The organism is Sphingobium sp. BYY-5, from assembly GCF_022758885.1.
Lineage (GTDB): Bacteria > Pseudomonadota > Alphaproteobacteria > Sphingomonadales > Sphingomonadaceae > Sphingobium.
The window spans coordinates 524,984-546,205 of the sequence record NZ_JALEBH010000001.1 but is presented as its reverse complement, the minus strand read 5'-3'; the positions used below and the strand labels follow the sequence as shown (position 1 = coordinate 546,205).

Here is a 21,222-nt window from a genome sequence, read left to right as displayed (position 1 = left end):
GTCCGGTGGATGCATCGCGGCAACGGGGAGATATATGATGCGAATGCCGGCTCTGGTCCTGATGGGCGCCACCCTGGCTCTTGCAGGCGCAGCATCGCCGGCGTTTGCGGGCGGCAACCCTGGCCCGCGCGTTTCTGCCGCGAACGACATGCACCGCTGGGGACCACGGCAGAATGGCCGCTGGTATGCCGGCTGGCGCGCGCCCGGCGGCTGGGCCGGCTATCGGCGTCCGGTCTACGGCTTCATCCTGCCGCGCTACTGGATCAGCCCCAGCTATTATATCGCCAATTACGGCGCCTATGGCCTGCCCGTTCCCGCCTCCGGCTATGGCTGGTCGCGCTATTATGACGATGCGGTCATGACCGACCGCTATGGCCGGGTCTATGACTATCGCAACGATATCGACTGGGGTCGCTATGAAGGCGGCTATGACGCGCCACGCCGCGACAATGGCGTGGGTGGAGCGGCGATCGGCGCGGTCGTGGGCGGCGTGGCAGGCAATCGCATCGCCGGGCGCGGCAACCGGACCGCCGGGACGCTGATCGGCGCCGGCGTCGGCGCGGTTGCCGGTATGGCGATCGACAAGGCGGAGGATGCGCGCCGGGACGCCCCATCGCCGCGCCGGCCGGGCGTGGGCTATGATGACGGTTATGGCTATGCCGACGATATAGTGACCAGCGCCAACGAATATGAAGGCCGCTGGACCGGCACATGGACCACCGATGACGGCCGCAAGGTCAGCGGCACCTACGACGGCCGTTTCGAGGGCGAGGTGCGTGGCGCGGGCGTAGACTATGACGCCCCACCCTATGCCATCGCGCCGCATTGGGGTGCTGGTCCCGTGCCGATGGGCGGCTATAGCGCAGGCGGCTATTATTACCCCGCGCCGATCGTGACCACCGTGACGGTGCAGCCCGCCGTCACCACGACGACGACCACGACCTATGTGACCGAGAGGGTCGCTTACCGGACACCGGTGCGAAAGGTCCGCCGCGCCTGCCGCTGCAAATAGGGTCAGCGGGATTATTTGCGCAGGATAGCCGCAAGCTCCACGGGCAATGATGGATCGGTACGGCGCGGCGCGGTGCGAACCACCTGCGCCTGTTCGGCCGGGTCGAAACGCACCCAGCCGCTGGCCCCAAGCTTTTCGAGCGGGCGATAGCGGACCTTATATTGCATCCGGGTCGATCCGCTCACCCAGTAACCCAGATAGACATAGGGCAGCCCGGCGCTCGCAGCGCGCAGGATATGGTCCATGATGATATAATTGCCCAGCCCCTGCCGATGCGGCAATTCGGTGTCGAAGAAGCTGTAGATCATCGACAAGCCGTCGCCCTGCCGATCGGTCAGGCAGGCGCCCACCAGCTTGCCCGTCCGTCCATCAACGGTCGGCTCGCGATATTCGATGACATGGCTGTCCACCGGGGACTGTTCGACCATATCGGCAAAGTCCATCTCGTCCATTTCGGTCATGCCGCCGCCGGGATGGCGGGATTGGAGATAGCGCTGGAGCAGGGCGAACTGCTCCTCGGTCGACCAGGGCTTGCAGGCGGTGATGACCAGATCATCGTTGCGGCGCAGGAGCTTGCGCTGCGTCGCGTTGGGCCGGAACTCATTGGCAACGACCCGTACCGAGACACAGGCCGAACAATCCGCGCAACTCGGCCGGTAGGCGACATTCTGGCTGCGGCGAAAACCGATCCGGCCCAAGGCGTCGTTTAGTTCGGCGGCATTGTCCCCGCTCAGCTCGGTAAACACCTTCCGCTCGCTCTTGCCGGGAAGATAGGGGCAAGGGCTGGGGTTGGTGACAAAGAAACGCGGGAATCGAAAAGGCGCCGTCACGCTTGCCTCTCCTTTCCTACGTTATGCCGCTGATCGTCCATGGATGAACTATGCCGCCCTCATGCCCCGCTGAAAAGGGCATTTACTATGAAAATAGGGGGCGGCACGTTCGATTCATGCAACTTCGATGGGCGCGACTTCGTAACCCGCTTCGGCCAGTGCCGTAATCAGACGCTCCAGATGCGCCTGATCGCGGGTTTCGCACTCCACGTCCAGGGTCAGACCTTTGGCTGGCAGGTTGGTGAAGATGCGCTGATGGGCCAGTTCCAGGATGTTGACCGCTTCCTGGTCGAAGATGCGGGCGACATGGAACAGCGCGCCGGGGCGGTCCTGCAGGATGATGCGCAGGCGCGCCAGACGACCGGACCGGGCCAGATCGCGCAGCAGCACATTGGCGAGCAGGCGTGTGTCGATATTGCCACCGGTCAGGATCAGGCCGACGGTGCGCCCGGCAAATTGCTCGCGATAGGACAACAGGGCCGCAAGGCCTGCGGCCCCTGCCCCTTCCACCACCGTCTTTTCGATCTGGAGCAGCAGGCTCACGGCTTCCTCCAGCCGGCGTTCGGTGACGAGCAGGAGGTCGTCGGCCAGCCGCTCGACAAAACGGCGGGTCAGTTCGCCCGGCTGCTTGACCGCGATGCCCTCGGCCAGTGTGTCACCATCGCAGACCAGATCGACGCCCTTGATGAAATCATACATGGACGGATAAAGCTCGGCCTGCACGCCGACCAGCCTGACGTCGGGCTTCATCGCGCGCGCGGCCGTCGCCATGCCGGAAAACAGCCCGCCGCCGCCGATCGGGATGACCAGCGTATCGATCTCCGGCGCGTCCTCCAGCATTTCGAGCGCGACCGTGCCCTGCCCGGCGATGATATCCGGTTCATCGAAGGGATGGATGAAGGTCAGCCCCTGCTCCACCTCCAGCGTGCGGGCATGGGCATAGGCGTCATCGAACTTCTCGCCATATTGCACCACCGTCGCGCCATGGCTGCGTGTCTGCGTGACCTTCACGACTGGCGTCGTGGTAGGCATGACGATGGTGACGGGCACGCCCAGCCGCTTGCCATGATAAGCCAGGCCCTGCGCATGATTGCCGGCCGACGCAGCGATGACGCCCTTCGCCTTCGACGCTTCGTCCAGTTGCAGCAGGCGATTGAGTGCGCCGCGTTCCTTGTAGGCAGCGGTGAATTGAAGATTTTCGAACTTGAGATAGACCTTGCAGCCGAGCATGTCGGACAGCGTCTGGCTAATCAGCGTCGGCGTCTTGACCAGCGCGCCCGAAATACGGGTGCGGGCGGCAAGGATGTCATCGACGGTGACGGGCAGCGGCAGCGCGCTTTCGATCTTGGCTAGCGTGTTCATGGGCACGCCCCCTAAACGAAAATTGCGGGCGAAGAAACTGGCACTGTCCGAAAACTGGCCTTATGGCGGGGCTAGACGCACGAATTATACGAGGCTTGATGGCTAGGATCGCGTTTATCGGCTTGGGTGTGATGGGCGCCCCGATGGCAGGCCATCTTGCGAAAGCAGGGCATAGGCTGACGGTCTACAACCGCTCCATCGGCAAGGCGAAGAGCTGGGTCGAGACCTATGGCGGTGAGGTAGCGATCAGTCCGACCAAAGCGGCCGAGGAAGCCGAGATCATCATCAGTTGCGTCGGCACCGATGACGATCTGGCGCAGGTCACGCTGGGGCGTGAGGGCGCTTTCCGCGCGATGCAGCCCGGCACTCTGTTCATCGACCACACCACTGTTTCCGCCCGAATCGCCCGGCAATTGTTCGTCGAGGGGGAGAGCCGGGGCATCCACAGCGTCGATGCGCCGGTGTCCGGCGGACAGGCGGGCGCGGAAAACGGGCGGCTGTCGATCATGTGCGGTGGCAGCGAGCCGGCGGTGGCGGCAGCGAAGATCGTGATGCAGGCCTATGCCGCGCGCATCGTCCATGTCGGCGGCGCGGGCGCGGGCCAGACGACCAAGATGGCAAACCAGATCTGCATCGCGGGCGTGATCCAGGGCCTGGCCGAAGCGCTGCGCTTCGCCCAGGCGGCGGAACTCGATCTGGACGCGGTGTTCGAGGCGATTTCCGGCGGTGCGGCGCAAAGCTGGCAGATGGACAACCGCTGGAAGACGATGGCGCAGGACCAGTTCGACTTCGGTTTTGCCGTCGACTGGATGCGCAAGGATCTGGGGTTGGCACTGGAGGAAGCCCGCGCCAATGGCTCCACCCTGCCGGTGACGGCCCTTATCGATCAATATTATGCCGATGTGCAGGCCATGGGTGGCCATCGGCAGGACACCAGCGCACTGGTGCGGAGAATTACCCGAGCATGACCAGATATCTGTCTTCCAGCGCGTTCAAAAGCGTCGCGATCGCGCTTGCCCTTTGCCCCCTGCCCGCGCTCGCTTCCGGCGTGATCGACAATGTGAACGGCATCTCGCTCGATGCGAATGGCAAGATCGTGCATTTCGGCGCGCTACTGATCGACGATGACGGCAAGGTCGAAAAGCTGATCCCCGGCCGCTATCAGGAACCCGAATATAAGCCGCAGAAGCCCAAGCGCGGCCAGCCCTGGCCCGAACGCCCCAAGGGGCCGGCCTTCAAGCTGGACGCTGGCGGCAAGACGATGATCCCCGGCCTGATCGACGCGCATGGCCATGTCATGGGACTTGGCCTGTCGCTCATCACGCTCGACCTGTCCGACACGACATCGCTGGCGCAGGCACAGGAGAAGATTCGCGCCTATGTGGCGGCCAATCCGGGACGCAAATGGATCATCGGCACCGGCTGGAATCAGGAAGCCTGGGGCCTGAACCGCTTTCCCACCGCCGCCGAGCTTGATGCGGCGGTCGGCGACATTCCCGTCTGGCTGGAGCGGATCGACGGCCATGCCGGCTGGGCTAACAGCGCCGCCATCCGCGCGGCGGGCGTGACCGCGGCGACCAAGGCCCCGGCGGGCGGGCGCATCGACATCGCGGCGGGCAAGCCGGCGGGCGTGTTCGTCGACAAGGCGATGGACCTGATCCGAAGATTCGTGCCGCCGCCCGCGCCCAAGGACCGCGATCTGGCGCTGGAAAAAGCGCAGCGTACGCTGCTGGCGCTGGGCATCACCGGTATCGCCGACATGGGCACCAGCATCGAGGATTGGCAGGCCTTCCGTCGATCGGCCGATCGCGGGGCGCTGCGAGTGCGGATCATGTCCTATGCCGCCGGCCTCGACAATATGGTGTTGATCGCCGGACCGGAGCCGACGCCCTGGCTCTATGACGATCATCTGCGCATGGGCGGGATCAAGCTGATCCTCGACGGGGCGCTGGGGTCGCGCGGAGCGTGGCTGAAGGCCGACTATGCCGACGCACCGGGCCAGCGCGGCCTCACCCTGATTTCCGACACGCAGTTGCGGAACATCATGAGCCGCGCGGCGATGGATAATTTCCAGGTCGCCGTCCACGCCATCGGCGATGCGGCCAATGGCGAGATATTGGACGCCATCCAGGAACTGAACGAAACCTATAAGGGCGACCGGCGCTGGCGCGTCGAACATGCGCAGATCATCGATCCCGCCGACCTGCCGCGCTTTGGCCCGCTGGGCGCGATCGCGTCGATGCAACCGGTGCATGAGGCGTCGGACTGGCGCATGGCGACGGCGCGCATGGGCGAGGCACGGCTGAAGGGCGCCTATGCCTGGAAGACGATGCTCGACAATCGCGTGCCGCTGGCCTTCGGCTCCGACGTGCCGGTGGAAAGTCCCAATCCCTTCCCCGGCATCGCCGTCGCCATGAGCCGTGAGGACGCGAAGGGCGAGCCGTCCGGTGGCTGGATGCCCGAACAGCGGGTGAGCTTCGAAGCGGCACTGGACGGTTTCACCCGGCAGGCGGCCTATGCAGGCTTTGCCGAGAAGAAGTTCGGCAGCCTGGTTCCAGGGCAGCGCGCGGACTTTGTGCTGATCGACCGCGACATCAGCGCTGCGCGCCCTGCCGACATTCGGCAGACGCAGGTGCTGGAAACCTGGATCGGCGGCAAGCGCGTCTATGTGAAGGGGCAATAACGCCTGTCCGCTTCATCATAGCAAGCTGCGGAGAGAATGACTCATCAAGGTCGACTGGTTGCTGTTCCCCCGCGCAAGCCGGGGTCCATATCCACGGTTCGAACTGGACCCCGGCTTTCGCCGGGGAACAGGTCCATATGAGTTCTCACCAATGTGTCTTGGTATCAGGTCAAAGGCATCGCTCGATGGCCCTTTCACCTACATCGCGTTGTCGGCGGTGCTCAGCGCATCTTCGAAGGTTTCGGGCAGCGGCGGCTGGACCGGTTTGTCGCAGCCCACATCCTTCATATGCGCGCGCAGCGCGTCCATGCGACCAAGGTTCCAGCGCGCCAACGGCACGCCCAGCGGGCGGAACTCGGCGCGGTCGAACAGTTCGACCACATAGGAAGCGCACAGCGTATCCACCTGCTCCAGCGTCAACATGCCCAGGTTCATCACCATCGGCTTGCCCGGCACACCATTGCGCCCGCGTACCAGATCGGTGACGTAGAGACCGCCGCGCGGATCGACCAGCACGACATCGGCCTCGCTCGAATCGATCAGCTTGTGGCTCGCCGCATAGGGCGCCACGAACTCATAGGTACGCCAGACCAGAAAGCTGCTCGCCAGGGCGGTGATGGCCAGACCGATGAAGACCGGCCGCATCGCGCCTTCGGGCCGGAAATGCGCCCAGCCAAGCCCCGCAAGCAGGCAGAAGGGACCGATGAAGCCATGGGCGTAGCGGAAGCCCCAACCATAGCCCTGCGCCAGCGCGAGCAGGCTGCCGACGACGCATCCCAGCGCCAACGGCAGGGCGATTTCCCGTCCCCGGATCATGCTGCGCCAGCGCATCGCCGCCATCCCCAGCATGGCGAGCGGCACCATCAATATATTGTTCCAGGCGATGTAGCGGCTCAAATTGACGAGCGGTTGCCAGCGGTCGCCCAGGCGCTGGAACAGGCTGCCCACCTTGTCGGCGACACCGGCCGAGGGGCGAACATCGGTCGGCGCGCCCAGCGCATGGAGCAGAAAGCCGGGCCAGAGCTTGGCCCAGACGATGACGATCGCGACCAGCGTCAGCGCATGGAAAGCCGCCACCGTCCAGCGCCGCGCCAGCAGCATCCAAAGGATGAAGGGCGCGATGAAGATGGGCGGGAAATGCCATTGGTGCAGGCCCGCGGCGATCAGCGCCACCACGCCCGCGGTCAGATGGCCGGCCCATCCTCCGCGCAGCACCAGCGCCAGCCAGATCATGTTGAGCGCGAAATGGCCGGTCATCGCATAGGGAGTCATGGCCGTGACCCAGAGCTGGCTGGACGAAAAGCCCAGCAGCATCGTCACCCACACGGCGTCCGGCCGATCAGGCATCAGGTGCAGCGCCACCCGCCACAGCGCGAACAGCCCCGCCATCAGCAGCACCGGCCCGGCAAGATTGGGATCGCCCAATTGCCAGAAGATCGCCTGGATGGCGCTGTTCACCGGCAGATAGGCCGCCGTCCAATAATCCGCCGCGCCGAAGGGGGAGAAGAATTCGGGCATGATCGCCCGGCGATAGGGTTCCCATTCGATCGGTATCGGCCGGGCGAACAGCCCCTCGCGCATATAGGCGGCGGCGAAGCGCGCCACTTCCTCATCGCGGCTGATCGCATAATCCTGGAACAGGGCGTAATGCCCCGCCCAGGCGGCAATTCCCAGCAGCAGGATCAGCGGCACCACGATCCGCGCAGTCGGCCTGGGAAGCGCGAACCCCTTCCCCTCCGCCCAGGGCGCAGCCAGAGTCAGCAGCAGCAAGGAACCGAGCAGCGCCGGAAAATCCTGGTCCAGTAACAGGATGACCGCCAGGCTGATGCCCTGACGATAGGTCACATGCCAAAGGAAGGTCGCGCCCAGCCACAACCCCAGGCCGATCGCCCCCGCCAGGAACAGGCGGCGCGCGGAAATATGACCAGCCATCCCGCCCACGATCAGTTCTCGACCAGCGTCCGGTTGACGAAAATACCGTCCATTTCCACCAGCAACGGGAAATGCCCCTTATTGTTGGCGAAGAAGGCCGAGGGGATGAAGCCGTGCGCCTCCAGCCAGTCGATCATCGCGCGATAGCCGGTGCCGCCTTCATAAATGGGCCGCACGCCCAGTTCGGTCTGCACGCCCAGCATCCTGGCCAGCGTGTCGCCAGCGCCCTCACAGACCGACAGGTCGTGGCCCTGCGTATCCATCTTGAGGAAGGGACGCGCAAAGCCATGCTGCGCCATGAGTTCAGGCAGCAGCGTATCGAGCCGACGGCACTGCATCTCCACCGTCTTCGTCACCTTGTTGCGATCGGCGAAGATGGCGTCTTGCGCATCGGACGGGCTTTTCAAGGAACTGAACTGGTCAGCAGCCATGATGTTGAAGCTGGCGACGCCATCGAAATCGGACAGCGCCATGTTGAAGACATGCCAGTTGCGGTCGGAAGCGGCCTTCTTTTCCAGTTCGGCGAACACATCGGGATTGGGCTCGAAGGAGAGGATCAGCCCCTTATAGCCCGCATCCATGCGCACCATGGTCGCATATTGGCCGCGATTGGCGCCAACGTCGAACAGGCAGTCGACCGCGAAGGCCGACAGGAAGCGCCTCAGCGCCTGGATTTCGGGATATTGATGGACGCGGCCGGACAAGGCGAGGCGCAGCGCCAGCTTGCGATCGGCCAGTTCGCGCAGATAGCGGTTCATGCGCGCGCGGCCAGCACGGTTTCGTAGATGCCGATCGTCGCCACCGCCATATCCTTCCAAGACCCCATTTCTTCGCCATAGCTGCGCGCGCGCGCGCCATAGTCCTGCCTGATGGCCGTGCTTTCGATCAGCGGCAAGAGGGCTCGGGCCAACGCGGGCGCATTTCCCGCCGGCGTCCTCACCGCCACGCCATCCGGCAACTGGCCGAACATGCCCGCGTCCGACGTCACCATCGCCTTGCCATGGTGCAGCGCCGACAGGAAGGCGCCGCTCGAATCGATATGGCGATAGGGGAAGATCAGCATGTCCGCCCGCGCCATATGGGCGTCGAGCCGCCCTTCGGTCAGGAAACCGAAATCGGTGATGATGCGATCGGCGAAACCGGCCTGCGCTACCGCATCGATCAGGGGCGCGACATCCATGAAGGGCTTGCCCGCCAGCGCCAGTTCGAACCGCTGCCCGGCGCGCCAGAGCTGGAGGCAGGCCTCTATAAGCAGGTCAACGCCCTTGTAAGGACGGATCGTGCCGAAGAAGAGCAGGCGCGGAATGGCCGGGGCCGGAATGGCGACAAGCTCTTCGGGCGTGGCGGTGGCGAGGCGCATCGGCGGATGGGGCGTCACATGGATGCGCGCCGGATCGATCCCCTGCCCGACCAGCGCGTCGCGCGTCGTGTCGCCATGCACGACCAGCGCATCGAACAGGTCGAGCAAGGCCCGATAACCGCGCCCCTGCAATCCCGCATCGGCATGATAGGCATCGGCATTATGGACGGTGTGGACCAGCGCCGTATGCCCCTTCAATCGCTTGAGCATCAGTCCGTCGGCCGGGGCGAGCGGCAGCCACTGGACATGGACCAGATCGGTGGCGGTCAACGGCGCAAGGTCGCCCAGCGCGCAGGCAAGGCCATATTCCGCCGCCTTGGCGAGGCGGAAGGCGCGTCCTTCCCCGATCCGGGCGCGCAACGCTTCGCTGCAGCGGAAGAAATGGGGGAGGTAGCTGTAGCCCTGCGGCGTGATGGCGTCGGTCGTGCGCATCGGCCGGCCGAGCAGCGTCACTTGCGCACCCTGCCCCGCCAGCGCCGCGCACAGGCTGTCGTCATAGCGCCCGGTGAAGAGCGACGGATCGAGCATCGCAACCTTCATGCGCGCAGCAGCCTGCGCAGGGACAGAAGATGCAGCCCCGCTACCCCGATCAGGGCCAAGGCGTAGAGAGCAAGGAAAGCAAGGTCGAAGCGCTCCGGCCAGAATAGTCGCGCCAACGGCGCGCTGGCGAGCGATCCGGCAAGGAAAGGCAACGAACAGGCGAGCAACTGACTGAACCGCCCCAACGCCGCCTGGATATAGACGGAAACGCACAGCGCCGTGAGCGCCACGAGCGCCAGGACGATAAGGCCAAGGTCCGCCCGGTCGATCGCGGCGCGTCCGTCGAACAGGATGGCGAACAGCCTGTCGCCCGCCACCAGCAGCACCGCCGCGAGGCCCAGCGCGAAGATCATGGCCGCGCCTAGCGCGCGCAGGAGCAATTGCCGCAGCCGCGCCCGGTCGCCCGCATGATAGGCGCGGGTGATGCGCGGCAGCGCCGCTTCCACCATGGCCCGCACCAACATGGACAGCGACCTGGACATCTTGAAGAAGAAATCGAACACCAGCATCGGCCGTGCATCCGCCGTCATCGCGGCGATGGTGAAATAGGGCGCGTTATAGGCGATGATGTCCGACACGGTGTAAGCCGCCGACGCGCCGATATCGCGCAGATAATGGGTGCGCACATGGCCGCCGCCGACGCGGAAAGCCAGCCAGTGCCGCTTGTCCATGCCCAGGCGCCGGTGGACATGGCCGATCGCATAGGCGATCACCACGATACTCGCGACCAGTTGCAGCGCCACCGACAGGCGGGGATCAAGCCCGATCAGGATCGCCAGCAGCAGCCCGATCGTCACCACGCGCCGCGCGCAGTCCAACGCTTCCCACAGGAAATTGCCGTCCACCGCCGCCAGCGCCCGCTTGGCCAGCAAGGCCGGCAGATTGAGGCAAGCCGACAGGAAAAAGAGAAGAAAAAGCAATGGTATAGATGTCTTTAACCAGCCCATGGCCAGCGCCGCCAGCAGGATCAGCGTCCCCCCGGCAACCAGCAGGCCGAGGAAGAGGAACAGCACGCCCATCTCCTCCAGCCGGAAGCCGCCATCCGCCTCCCCGCCGCCGCTGCCAAGCCAGTGCTGGCGCAGGCGGGCGTAGATGATGCTGGTGAGGCCGAACTCCGCCGAGATGGTGAAGTTGCCGAAGGCGACGAGCAGCAGGAAGGCCTGAAATTCGGCGATCGGCAGCACGCGCACGAAGACGAAGGTGACGGCGAAGCCCCAGATCAGGACCAGCCCTACATTGGCGAGCTTCACCAGGGCCAGGATGCGGGCGGAGCCTTCCATCCGCGCAAGGCGGCTCACCGCGGAGCGACCTCTACCGGCTTGCGGGCGCGGAACAGCCGGTCCTCCAGCGCGTAGAAATGGCGCGGGACGACATCGATCGAGGACACGTCAACCTCCTCCAGATCAAATCCCGCGGCACGGATGCGATCGGCGAAATCGGGGCCGTACTGACGCACATGGTCCCACTGGCCGAAACGACGCTCGCGTTCACGCGGGGGGATGTCGAAGCTGCCATCCTCGGTCGACTTGTCCCATAATGGGACGATCAGCCACGCCTCGCCGCCCGGTTTAAGCGCGCGGTGGATGTTGCGCAGCACTGCCCTGTCGTCGGGGACATGTTCCATCACATGGCTGGCGTAGAAGATGTCGTAACGATCCGTGTCCGCCAACTCCATCAGGTCGACGCGGCGCATGTTGGGCGTGTTGTAGCGGGCCGGGTCCAGATCGGCGGGGACATAATCGGCGGCGGCGGAGAAACGGCGCACGAGGCTCGTTTCATTGGGCGCCATGTGCAGGACGGCCCCTGTCGTCGGCACCTGGAGCCTGCCCTGCTCGATCAGCCAGTTCATCAGCCGTTCGCGCGGCGACGCGCCGCATTCGGGGCAGCCCCATTCACCATTGTCGCCATAGCGGAAGAAACCGATGACGTTCGCGCCGCAAGCAGAGCAGCCGCGTGTCGCCCGCGCGCCCAGCGCCTTGCGGAGCTTGAGCGCCGCCCTGGTCAGATACTTGCCGGCGACCTTCGTCACCCGCTGGACAGTAATCACGTCATTCTCCGCATGGGGTCGATATCGGCCTATACAATATCACGCGCCCTTGGCGAGAGGGTCAGCGCGACTTGGCCGGGTTCCATGTCGTGACGGTGCGTCCGCTCATCGCCCTCGCCACCCCCTGTATCGTGGCAGCATAGGCGATCAGCACGTCGACCAGCGCGGCGAACGGCCCGCTTTTCGAACGGACGCCGATCCAGACACCGAAAGCGACAGCCAGCGCACCGGCAAGATAGAGCATCGGCGAAATCCGCATGGCGAGCACGCCGGCCGCAAGCGCGCCGATCAGGATGATGACGCCGCCGAACCAGCGGATGATCTTGCGCGATCCATATTTGAAGCGGTCGATCGCGGCCATCTTCCGCAGTTGCGGGGCCAAATGGCGGTGCGTGTGCCAGGCGCGCGCGGCGATCCGCACCTTGCGCCGATATTCATCCTTGCGCGCGGTCACGAGCCGTTCGCGGGCGATCACGTCCTTCGCCTTGATAAGGCGCCTGCCCGCGAAGATCACCGCCATGGAGACGGTGAGGTCGTCCAGAACGCTATCGGGGAAATCGGGATAGAGCGCGCGCCGGATCGAGAAGATCGAGCCATCCGCGCCCAGCACATTGCCGGTGCGCGATTCCTCGTCCTTCAGCTTTTCCTCCAACCGCCAGTAGAGCGAGCCGACCGAGGCGGTCGCGGACTCATCCGCGCCGATGTAGTGGAGCGAGCCGAGCACACCGCCCACTTGCGGGTCCGCATAGCGGGCGAGCAGCCGTTCGACCGCTTCCTCATCCAGCAGCACGTTGGCGTCGGTGAAGATCAGGACATCGCCCCGCGCACGGGCGGCGAGTTGTTTCATCCCATGCGCCTTGCCGCTGCGGCCGGGGCCGCGCACCAGGGTCACGAGGTCGCCGTACCGTTCGATCAGGTCGCCGGTGCCATCGGATGAGCCGTCGTCAAACGCCAGAAACTCCAGCGTGGGGTGGCGACGGCGCAGCATGGCGAGGTTGGCCAGCTTCTCCGCCATGCTGTCCGCTTCGTTGTATGCGCAGAAGAGCAGCGAAGCGCTGGACAGCGGCCCTCCGGCCGGCTGTTCCGGCCGGGTCGGCAGCAGGCGCAGGATCAGCGGGTAGAAGAGGAAGGGCCACGCCACGGCCACCAGGCAGAGCAGCAGGACGGCGGCCAGGATCAGGTTGGTCGCCACCGGCTCAATAGGCCTTGTGATGGACGAGCACGCCCAGAGTTGCGACGATGATCCGCAGGTCGCGCCAGATCGACCAGTCGCTAACATATTCCAGGTCGGACCGCAGGCGATCGATCAGATCCTGATGATGATCGGTCGCGCCGCGATGGCCGCGCACCTGGGCAAGGCCGGTCATGCCCGGCTTGATGCAATGCCGTTCCCAATAGCGGGCGTCGACCTCCCAATAGAGGCTGTCGCCCGCCTTGGCGGCGGCGGCGTGCGGGCGCGGGCCGACGATGCTCATATCGCCCTTCAGCACGTTGAAGAGCTGCGGCAGTTCGTCGATGCTGGTCTTGCGCAGGAAGGCGCCGACGCGCGTCACCCGGTCGTCGTCGCGCCGGGTGAGGGTCGCCGCCTTATGGTCGCTTGCCTCGCTGCGCATCGAACGGAATTTGTAGATGGAAAAGGGGCGCCCATCCTTGCCGATGCGCGGCTGGCGGAACAGCACCGGGCCGGGGCTGGTCAGCTTCACCGCCAGCGCGGCGGCGATCAGAATCGGCGACAGCAACAGGGTTGCGATGCTGGCGACGATCAGGTCGAACAAGCGCTTGATGAGGCGATCGCGAAACTGGAGCGGACCGCCCGCCACGATGATAGTCGGCTGGCCGTCAAATTCATCCACCCGCGCCGGCGCGAAGCGCAGCAGTTCGGGAACGACGATTTCCCCACGGGCCGACAGCGACTTGAGCGCCGCCGACCAGTCGTCCATCCGCTCAAACGGACAGGCGACGATCACCCGTTCGGCCATGCCGACCGCCGCCGCCAGCCGGGCCGCCATGTCCGCATCATGCCGTTCGGGGCGAAGGTCAGCGGCGTCGGCCTGGATGATCTCCATATGCGGGCCGGTTTCGATGACAACGCCATCCATGATGACAGCGGTGAGGTGCGGCACATCGCCCAGCAGGCGCACCGCCAGCCGCGCGACGGCCAGGCGGACCAGCGCCAGCGCCAGCGCGCCCAGCAGCAGCCCGGCAAGGAAGGTCAGACGGGAAAGCTGCTCGGCGATCTTGCCCAGATAGACGATCAGCAGCATCAGCAGCGCCGCCTGCGCCAGCGCCAGCAGCGCGCGGAAAATACCGCGCCGCACGCGGTCGAGCGTGTTGATGCCATAGGCGCCGCCCTGCACCGCGAGCAACGCATAGAGCGGCGCGACCATGGCGAACATCACCAGGCCGTGCGGCTTGCCCGGCTCGCCCCAGAGCGCGCCCAGCACGAAATAATTGGCGGCCAGGAAGGCGCAGAACAGCCCGGCCATGTCCCCCGCGAGACACAGCGCATAGAGGCGCAGCCGCACGATTTCCTTGGAGACTGTCACTGATGCGCCCTATTTATCGTCATGTGTCCCGTTGGCATTCGTGGACGCGGGTTGCAAGGGGGAGTTACTGACGCCTCAACAACCCGTTCAGGCTGGGCGAAGTCGAAGCCCTCTACTGAGCCTAGCGAAGTGGCTTCACTTCGCTCAGCCCTGCCCTTCGACTTCGCTCAGGGCGAACGGAATTACGCCTTCACACTCCAAACAACCGCGCCAGCGCCTTGTCCAGCATCAGCAATTGCCAAAGCAGCCGGCCATGATCGGACACGCCCGCACGATGGTCCGCCGCGACCCTGGCCAACATCTTGGTGTCGAACCAGCCGGTTTTCGCCAGCGCCGATCCGCCCGCGATGGCCGTCGCCTCCCCCGCCAGCGCGCCACGGAACCAGGCGCTGATCGGGGTCACGAAGCCCATTTTCTGGCGATAGAGAATATCCTGCGGCAGGAACGGCTCCATCGCCTTCTTGACGATATATTTGCCGCTATTGCCGCGAATGCGCTGGGCGACCGGCAGGCGCGCGGCAAACTCCACCAGCCGATAGTCGAGCAAAGGCTCGCGCGCTTCCAGGCTGACGGCCATGCTCATCCGGTCGGTCTTGGTCAGAATGTCGCCCGGCAGCCAGAAACGGATATCGGCATATTGCGCCCGGTCGATCGGATCGCGCGCGGGCGCATCCGCCATCGCCTTGATATAGCGATCCTCGGCCCGGTATGCGCCCAGGCGCCCCTTCATCTCCTGGCTGAACAAGCGCTGACGCAAGGCATGGGGCGTCACCCCCACCGAGTTGGCATAGGCCTCGCCTCCCTCGCCCGCCAGTTCCAGGAAAGTCGATTTGGCGCGTAGAAAACGCGGCGCCCAGTCGGCCTTGGGATAATGGCGGCCGAGCGTCCCGAACACAGGCTGGCGCACCGACGCGGGGATCAGGGCACGCAGCCGTTCGCCCTGCATCTGAAAACGGTGGCGGCGATAGCCTGCAAACGCCTCATCCGCGCCGTCGCCCGACAGCGCCACCGTCACCTGCTCACGCGCCAGTTCGCACACCCGGTAGGTGGGCAGCGCGGACGCATCGGCAAACGGCTCGTCGAAATGGAAGGCCAGCGTGTCGATCAGGCCATAATCGTCGGGCGACACGATCCGGCTGCGATGGTCGGTGGCGAAGCGGCGGGCGACGCGATCCGCATAGGCGGTTTCGTCCAGGCTGGCGACGTCGAAGCCGATGGTGCAGGTCTTGACCGCCTGGGTCGACGCTTCGGCCATCAGCGCGACGACGCTGCTACTGTCCACGCCCCCCGACAGGAACGCGCCGAGCGGCACGTCCGCCACCATGCGGGATCGGACCGCCTGCCGCATCAGGGCGACCAGTTCCTCCTCCAGTACCTCTGGCTTCGCCTTGCTGCGATCGGCGAAACTGACGTCCCAATAGCGTTGCGGCTGCGGCAGAGGCCGCCCGCGCACCAGCCGCAGCGTTTCCCCCGCGCCCAGCTTGCGCACGCCCGCCACCAGGCAGGCGTCGTCGGGAACATAGCCATAGGCCATATAATCCTCGACCGCCGACAGGTCCGGCGCGCGGCGCAGCAACGGATGGGCGAGCAGGCTCTTGAGTTCCGATCCGAAGATCAGGCTGCCGTCGGAGAGCAGCGCATAATGAAGCGGCTTCACTCCCAGCCGGTCGCGCGCCAGCCACAGCGATTGCGCGCGCGCGTCGAACAAGGCGAAGGCGAACATACCATTGAAATGGCTGACGCAATCCTCCCCCCACTGGCGATAGCCATGGAGAATGACTTCGGTGTCGCTGTCTGTGCGGAAGACATGACCCTTGGCATCCAACTCGCCACGCACTTCCGCGAAATTATAGATTTCGCCGTTGAAGACGACCGCGAGGCTCTCATCCTCGGTCAGCATCGGCTGCGCGCCGCCGGCGAGGTCGATGATCGACAGGCGCAGATGGCCCAGCCCCACGCCCGGCGCGGTCCAGATGCCGCTGCCGTCCGGGCCGCGATGCGGCATCACGTCCAGCATGGCGCGCACCCGCGCGGGATCGACCGGCTTGGCCGTTTCGAGATGGAAGATGCCCGCTATGCCGCACATGGTTTGGTCTTTAGATCATCGGCCGACAAATCATACCCCGTTCGGGCTGAGCCTGTCGAAGCCCTGCTATTTCTTGAAGTAAGTGCGGCCCTTCGACAAGCTCAGGGCGAACGGATTGAAAGCAATGCGCATTATCGCCGGATGCCGATGCTGCGGTCAGCCAAAAGCTGCACATCTCCCAGATCGGTGAGGAAAGCGGCAATGGCAGCGTCGGCGGGATGGTCCTCCCCTTCCTCAGCCGACACCAATATGGCGATGGCGCGCTGGTCACGGCCCAGCAGGCGCGCCTTCATCGTCGCCAGCTTCACCGCCGGCCTGCTGCCGGTCGGCGCTCCGCCGCCCACGATATAGAAGCTCACCACATGACGCACCACCGGGCCGGGGGCGGTGATCTGCTCGCCGCGCGCGTCGGATGGCGCGCGCGCGGGCGAAGACCAGACCCATGCACTGTCGGGATCGGCCGCGCCCTGGCCGAAACCGACCAGTTCGCGGCCCTCATCCTGCCGCGCAAAGCTGGCGATGGCGAGATCCACCACCTGCCCGCGCCCGTTGCGATAGCGACCGGTGACGAAATGATCCGCGCCGTCGAAACGCGGCTTCCAGGGATAGGCCTGACGATCGTCGGTGCGGCTCCAGCCATTGATCGCCGGCATGGACAGCATGGGCGGCAGCGGATCGGCAGCAGCAGCCGTTGCAGCAAGCCAGAGCGGCGCGGCGATGACCAGCGCCAGCGCGCCGCCCACCACCTTGCCCGCCGGACCGCCGCCTTCCCCTTCCCGTTGCAAGGCGTGCGGGTCGAACCAGGGATCGCCGGGCTTGCGGTCGAAAAAGGGCCAGGCTGTCGCCATGACGACGATCATGATGATCGCGAAGAAGACCCAGCCATAGACGACATGGTCGAAGCCGACCGCCGCGTCGACCGTGGTCAGGTGCGCGACGAGGATGGTGGCGAAAGCGCGCACGCCATTGGCCAGGACGGACAGTCCCAATGCGCCGGTCATGAAGAGGATACGGCGCGGCCAGCTCTTGAAGCAGACATTGCAGACGAGCGCGCCATAGGCGGTCATGGCGATCAGGAACTTCGCGCCGGAACAGGCTTCGGCCACCTCGAAATAACCCGTCGGCGTGGTGATGAAGATGCCCTCCATATGCGCGGGCACGCCCGACAGGTCGAGCAGCAGCATGGAAAGCCGCGCCGTCACCAGTTGCAGTGGCGGGACGATCTCCTCCCCGAAGGGAACCATGAAGAAGGCATAGAAGAGGGGGAAGAGCAGCGCACGGGCGACCGCCGGGCCGAGCAGCGCGATCGTCGCGCCCTGAAGCATCACGACCAGCGCACCGTGGCGCACCATCGCCACCCCCGCCGCCGCGCCCAGCAACCAGGCGAAGGCCCCCGCCCCCAGCCACAGCAGGCCCGGCGCCCAGGCCACTGGCTGCAATTGCCGCAGACCGCCCAGGCGCTGCTGCACCAGCCAGGCGATCAGGAAGGGAATGAACAGGCAATGGCCGAAAGTGGAGGCGTTCCACCAGATCGACACCATGGACCAGACATCGTCGAAGAAGAGCGACAGGATGGCGAAGGCCACCACGCCCAGCGCAATGAGATGGCCGCGCCAGCCGGTCAGGTCGACCAGCGGCAAGCGAGCGGGCGTCAGCGCACGGTCCGTCATACCATGCAACCTCCGACCGAGGCCCGGCCGAACAGCAGGTCGGGCAGCCGGTCCAGCGTCGCCGACCAGCGATAACGCTCTTCCATCCGTGCTCGCGCCGCCCGCCCCAGCGTTGCCGCGCGGGCCGGGTCGGCGAGCAGGGCAATGATCTTTTCCGCCTCATGCGCGGGATCGTCGGCAATCAGCAGATGCGCGTCGTCGGTCGCGTCGATGCCTTCCGCCGCCTGGGACGAGGCAACGACGGGGCGGGCCATCGCCATCGCTTCGAGTATCTTGTTCTGGATGCCGCGCGCGATCCGCAGCGGCGCGACAACCACATCCGCCGCCGCCAGCCAGCCGCGCACATCAGGCACGCCACCGGTCACGATCACGCCGGGCCGATCGGCCAGCGCCTGCACCGCCTTCACCGGATTGCGCCCGACAATAGCGAAACGAACATCGGGGTGGGCAACCCGAATGGCGGGCAGCGTTTCGCGCGCGAAGCTCTCCACCGCCTCGACATTGGGGCGATAGTCCATCTGGCCGGTGAAGACGAGCAGCGGCCCCTGCCCCGCCTCGACCGGCGCGAAATCCGCTGCCGGATCGAAATAATCGAGCGCCACGCCATTTTCGAGCGCCACCACACGACGCGAATTGTGGCCTGTGGCGGCGCGGAACATCTGCGCTTCAGCTTCGCTCACGAAACTGGAGGTGGCGGCGCGCCGGGCGATCCTGCGTTCGAAATCGAACAGTAGTCGTCCTTCACGGCGGTTGATCCATGCCATGGGGCCGCTGCCCTGTGCACCATAGGTCGCATATTTGGCCGAATCGAAATCGACGAAATCCATTATGAAGCGGATGTCTGGCGGCAGCACCGGCACGAAATGCGCCATCTGCGCTGAATAAGCGAAGACCGCACGAACTGGTCGTTCCGCCAGGGTCCGCGCGACCCACTGGTGCAGTCCCGGATGATCGAACAGCGAAACAAGCAGCGACTGGCGCTTCGCCAGGCCGGTCAGCCCGGCGGTGACTTTCCACCGGTCACGCCGTAACACGCACTGGCTGGCCGCGATCTGCGCCAGTTCGTCCGCAAAACCCATGTCGCGATCATCATCGGCGAAACAGCCGACATGGACGGCGCTTGCTTCCGCCAGCCGTTTCAGCAGATGCCAGGACCGTATCTTGTCGCCCCGGTCCGGTGGAAAGGGGATGCGGTGGCAGAGGAAGAGGATGTCGCCGCTCATCCCAGCCCCCGCGCGATATAGGGGCCGATCAGATTGGCGACCGGCAAGGGCAGCTTCTTCCACAAATCGATCCGCCGCTGATATCTGGCGCTGTTGGGATCGATGTCGCGCCGGGCGCCGTCCGCGGACCAGCCATGATAGACCAGCGGGTGCGGTTCGAAGCCGAAGCTCTTCTTCCATGTCGCCTGGCCGCTGCCGACCTTTGACCGGCCGAAGTCGAACATGGTCATGCCCCGCGTCCTGGCATGTCCCATCAGTCGGTAATATAGGAGTTCATTGGATCGCAATCGCCGTGCATCGCCGATGCCGCCACCCCAATAGGGCAAGATCCGGCCGTTGTGATAAAGGCTCAATACCGCCGAAACCGGCCGCTCCCCTTCACGCACGATCAATATGTCCGCGTCCGTCCCGAACCGTTCCAGCACGGCACGGAACAGCCCCGCCGGGAAGACCGGCGTGCCGAGATTGCGGACGCTGGTGGCGTAGACATGATAATGGGCGCGAAGGTGCCGCAGATCGCGGCCCACCTCTATGGTCAGCGCTGGATTGGCCAGCGCCTTGCGCAGTTCGGCGCGATGCTTGCGCGGTACGGCCAGCAATTCGGCTTCATCGTCGCACGCGATCGGGCGAGCGAAGCTGACATGCTGCCCCTCCCGCCGTTCCCAGTCAGTTCCGGGGGCCGCGCCGCCGCGCAATTCGAGCGACAGATCGCCACGCGCGCGCGCCAGTTCCTGCGCTTCCATGGCGAGAGCCGCCGCGACATTCTCGTCATCCGCCAATATGCCGCCATCGACTGCAAAGCCGGTGGACACCAACGCCTCGCCGAACAGCGCGCTCTTGATATGGTGCAGCGGCAGGAAGCCGACGATCCGGCCCGAAGGCCCGATAGCAGCCAGCAGCAGGGCGCGATTGCCCGTCGCTTCCTCGACCGCGCCGAGCCAGGCCGGACGATGGAAGGGCGTTCCTTCGTCATGGCCCATCACATAAGCGTCAACCGCCTGCGCCTGCGCCGGGTCGTTCAGGTCGAGCATCGTTACAGAAGGGCCAGCACCATTCCCCGCCATCATGCCGCGCGCGCCGCTTCTGCGTCGGCCAGTGCGTCAACCCGCGTCCAGTCGAAGTCGCGCGTCAGGCGGCGCAGCTTGGCCGCCATCACCGACAGGTTGCTATAGTGCCGCAGGCGGGAGCGTAGCGGCGCGCCCGCAACGCGCGGTTGGCCGGGATCAATTTCCCAGGGATGGAAATAGAGGATGGCGGGCCGCCCGGCCTGTTCGTTGACCTGCCGGATCGCCCAGCGCGAAAAACCATAGGGCAGCAGGCGGAAGAAACCGCCGCCGCCCGCCGCCAGCCTGCGCTTGCCCCATTGGGCCGTCGTCACCGGCAGTTCCACCAACGGCGAATCCTGTACCGGCTTCCAGGCGAAGCGTGGGGAATCGGGCCAGCCATAATGATCGTGCCGGATCGGTGCGACGCTGGACGAATAACGATAGCCTTCTTCCGCCAGGATCGGATGCGCCCAGGGGGAGCGGGGGTCGATCGAGAAGCTGGGCGCGCGATAGCCCGTCACCGCCTGTCCGCTCGCATCCTCCAGGATCGCGCGCGCCTTGCGCAGATCGGCGCGAAACTGGTCGGGGGTGAAGGTGAAGACGCGGGCATGGTCATAGCCATGGCTCGCCACTTCATGGCCGGCCTGCACAATGCGCCGCATGAGCGCCGGATAGCGTTCCGCCACCCAGCCCAGGGTGAAGAAGGTCGCGTGGACGCCCGCCTGCGCGAACAGGTCCAGCACCGCATCGGTATTGCCCTCGACGCGATGGGTCAGCCTGTCCCAGTCGGCCCGGTCGATCGTCCGTTCGAAGGCGCCGACCTGGAACCAGTCCTCCACATCGACCGACAGGGCGTTCTGCATGATATTTCCACCTCTGTCCGCG

17 protein-coding genes are annotated in these 21,222 nt (G+C 65.4%); 3 read left to right on the top strand and 14 right to left on the bottom strand.

Going from position 1 to position 21,222, the window contains the following annotated elements:
• Positions 1-37 precede the first annotated feature (37 nt).
• Entirely contained in the window at positions 38-1,012 is a 975-nt protein-coding gene (locus MOK15_RS02695; protein ID WP_242932610.1) for an RcnB family protein, read from the top strand.
• Between the two features lie 11 nt (positions 1,013-1,023).
• On the opposite strand, the gene MOK15_RS02690 is transcribed toward MOK15_RS02695, so the two are convergent.
• The gene (locus MOK15_RS02690) at positions 1,024-1,842 is read right to left on the bottom strand and encodes an arginyltransferase (RefSeq protein WP_242930189.1); all 819 of its coding nucleotides are present in this window, start codon (positions 1,840-1,842) and stop codon (positions 1,024-1,026) included.
• A gap of 114 nt (positions 1,843-1,956) precedes the next feature.
• Positions 1,957-3,204 (bottom strand): threonine ammonia-lyase, encoded by a 1,248-nt coding sequence (locus tag MOK15_RS02685; RefSeq protein ID WP_242930188.1) that lies wholly within the window; start codon positions 3,202-3,204, stop codon positions 1,957-1,959.
• A gap of 98 nt (positions 3,205-3,302) precedes the next feature.
• On the opposite strand from MOK15_RS02685, the gene MOK15_RS02680 reads away from it, so the two are divergent.
• Positions 3,303-4,172 carry an NAD(P)-dependent oxidoreductase gene (locus tag MOK15_RS02680; protein ID WP_242930187.1) on the top strand — a complete coding sequence of 290 codons (870 nt, stop codon included), beginning with the start codon at positions 3,303-3,305 and terminating at the stop codon, positions 4,170-4,172.
• Positions 4,169-5,887 (top strand): amidohydrolase family protein, encoded by a 1,719-nt coding sequence (locus MOK15_RS02675; RefSeq protein ID WP_242930186.1) that lies wholly within the window; start codon positions 4,169-4,171, stop codon positions 5,885-5,887. Before MOK15_RS02680 ends, MOK15_RS02675 begins: the two co-directional genes overlap by 4 nt.
• A gap of 198 nt (positions 5,888-6,085) precedes the next feature.
• Here the strand turns inward: MOK15_RS02675 and MOK15_RS02670 are convergent, their stop codons facing one another.
• The 12 genes from MOK15_RS02670 to MOK15_RS02615 all read right to left on the bottom strand — a co-directional run bounded on the left by MOK15_RS02670 (position 6,086) and on the right by MOK15_RS02615 (position 21,200).
• Positions 6,086-7,819 carry an MFS transporter gene (locus MOK15_RS02670; protein ID WP_242930185.1) on the bottom strand — a complete coding sequence of 578 codons (1,734 nt, stop codon included), beginning with the start codon at positions 7,817-7,819 and terminating at the stop codon, positions 6,086-6,088.
• An 11-nt stretch (positions 7,820-7,830) separates the two neighbouring features.
• Positions 7,831-8,577 (bottom strand): FkbM family methyltransferase, encoded by a 747-nt coding sequence (locus MOK15_RS02665; RefSeq protein WP_242930184.1) that lies wholly within the window; start codon positions 8,575-8,577, stop codon positions 7,831-7,833.
• Positions 8,574-9,719, bottom strand: a complete 1,146-nt coding sequence (locus MOK15_RS02660; protein ID WP_242930183.1) for a glycosyltransferase family 4 protein — start codon at positions 9,717-9,719, stop codon at positions 8,574-8,576. The genes MOK15_RS02665 and MOK15_RS02660 overlap by 4 nt, the downstream gene beginning before the upstream one ends.
• Entirely contained in the window at positions 9,716-10,999 is a 1,284-nt protein-coding gene (locus MOK15_RS02655) for a hypothetical protein (RefSeq protein WP_242932609.1), read from the bottom strand. The genes MOK15_RS02660 and MOK15_RS02655 overlap by 4 nt, the downstream gene beginning before the upstream one ends.
• A gap of 14 nt (positions 11,000-11,013) precedes the next feature.
• Positions 11,014-11,766, bottom strand: coding sequence for a methyltransferase domain-containing protein (locus MOK15_RS02650; protein ID WP_242930182.1), 753 nt, complete (start codon positions 11,764-11,766; stop codon positions 11,014-11,016).
• A 61-nt stretch (positions 11,767-11,827) separates the two neighbouring features.
• The gene (locus tag MOK15_RS02645; RefSeq protein WP_242930181.1) at positions 11,828-12,958 is read right to left on the bottom strand and encodes a glycosyltransferase family 2 protein; all 1,131 of its coding nucleotides are present in this window, start codon (positions 12,956-12,958) and stop codon (positions 11,828-11,830) included.
• 4 nt (positions 12,959-12,962) lie between these two features.
• Complete coding sequence (locus MOK15_RS02640; protein WP_242930180.1) at positions 12,963-14,312, bottom strand: exopolysaccharide biosynthesis polyprenyl glycosylphosphotransferase; 1,350 nt, start codon at positions 14,310-14,312, stop codon at positions 12,963-12,965.
• 190 nt (positions 14,313-14,502) lie between these two features.
• On the bottom strand, positions 14,503-16,398 hold the full coding sequence (locus MOK15_RS02635) for an XrtA/PEP-CTERM system amidotransferase (RefSeq protein ID WP_242930179.1): 1,896 nt from the start codon (positions 16,396-16,398) through the stop codon (positions 14,503-14,505).
• Positions 16,399-16,529: 131 nt separating this feature from the next.
• Positions 16,530-18,068, bottom strand: a complete 1,539-nt coding sequence (xrtA, locus tag MOK15_RS02630; RefSeq protein ID WP_242930178.1) for an exosortase A — start codon at positions 18,066-18,068, stop codon at positions 16,530-16,532.
• On the bottom strand, positions 18,065-19,291 hold the full coding sequence (locus MOK15_RS02625; RefSeq protein ID WP_242930177.1) for a TIGR03087 family PEP-CTERM/XrtA system glycosyltransferase: 1,227 nt from the start codon (positions 19,289-19,291) through the stop codon (positions 18,065-18,067). The genes xrtA and MOK15_RS02625 overlap by 4 nt, the downstream gene beginning before the upstream one ends.
• Complete coding sequence (locus MOK15_RS02620) at positions 19,288-20,358, bottom strand: FemAB family XrtA/PEP-CTERM system-associated protein (protein ID WP_242930176.1); 1,071 nt, start codon at positions 20,356-20,358, stop codon at positions 19,288-19,290. Before MOK15_RS02620 ends, MOK15_RS02625 begins: the two co-directional genes overlap by 4 nt.
• On the bottom strand, positions 20,355-21,200 hold the full coding sequence (locus tag MOK15_RS02615) for an XrtA system polysaccharide deacetylase (RefSeq protein ID WP_242930175.1): 846 nt from the start codon (positions 21,198-21,200) through the stop codon (positions 20,355-20,357). Before MOK15_RS02615 ends, MOK15_RS02620 begins: the two co-directional genes overlap by 4 nt.
• Between the last annotated feature and the right edge of the window lie 22 nt (positions 21,201-21,222).

Bases quoted from the DNA above. Each gene is read 5' to 3' on its own strand.
- MOK15_RS02680 (WP_242930187.1), top strand. From the start codon at position 3,303: ATGGCTAGGATCGCGTTTATCGGCTTGGGTGTGATGGGCGCCCCGATG.
- MOK15_RS02615 (WP_242930175.1), bottom strand. From the start codon at position 21,200: ATGCAGAACGCCCTGTCGGTCGATGTGGAGGACTGGTTCCAGGTCGGC.
- MOK15_RS02620 (WP_242930176.1), bottom strand. From the start codon at position 20,358: ATGATGGCGGGGAATGGTGCTGGCCCTTCTGTAACGATGCTCGACCTG.
- MOK15_RS02665 (WP_242930184.1), bottom strand. From the start codon at position 8,577: ATGAACCGCTATCTGCGCGAACTGGCCGATCGCAAGCTGGCGCTGCGC.
- MOK15_RS02685 (WP_242930188.1), bottom strand. From the start codon at position 3,204: ATGAACACGCTAGCCAAGATCGAAAGCGCGCTGCCGCTGCCCGTCACC.
- MOK15_RS02695 (WP_242932610.1), top strand. From the start codon at position 38: ATGCGAATGCCGGCTCTGGTCCTGATGGGCGCCACCCTGGCTCTTGCA.
- MOK15_RS02660 (WP_242930183.1), bottom strand. From the start codon at position 9,719: ATGAAGGTTGCGATGCTCGATCCGTCGCTCTTCACCGGGCGCTATGAC.
- xrtA (WP_242930178.1), bottom strand. From the start codon at position 18,068: ATGACGGACCGTGCGCTGACGCCCGCTCGCTTGCCGCTGGTCGACCTG.
- MOK15_RS02625 (WP_242930177.1), bottom strand. From the start codon at position 19,291: ATGAGCGGCGACATCCTCTTCCTCTGCCACCGCATCCCCTTTCCACCG.
- MOK15_RS02675 (WP_242930186.1), top strand. From the start codon at position 4,169: ATGACCAGATATCTGTCTTCCAGCGCGTTCAAAAGCGTCGCGATCGCG.
- MOK15_RS02670 (WP_242930185.1), bottom strand. From the start codon at position 7,819: ATGGCTGGTCATATTTCCGCGCGCCGCCTGTTCCTGGCGGGGGCGATC.
- MOK15_RS02635 (WP_242930179.1), bottom strand. From the start codon at position 16,398: ATGTGCGGCATAGCGGGCATCTTCCATCTCGAAACGGCCAAGCCGGTC.
- MOK15_RS02655 (WP_242932609.1), bottom strand. From the start codon at position 10,999: ATGGAAGGCTCCGCCCGCATCCTGGCCCTGGTGAAGCTCGCCAATGTA.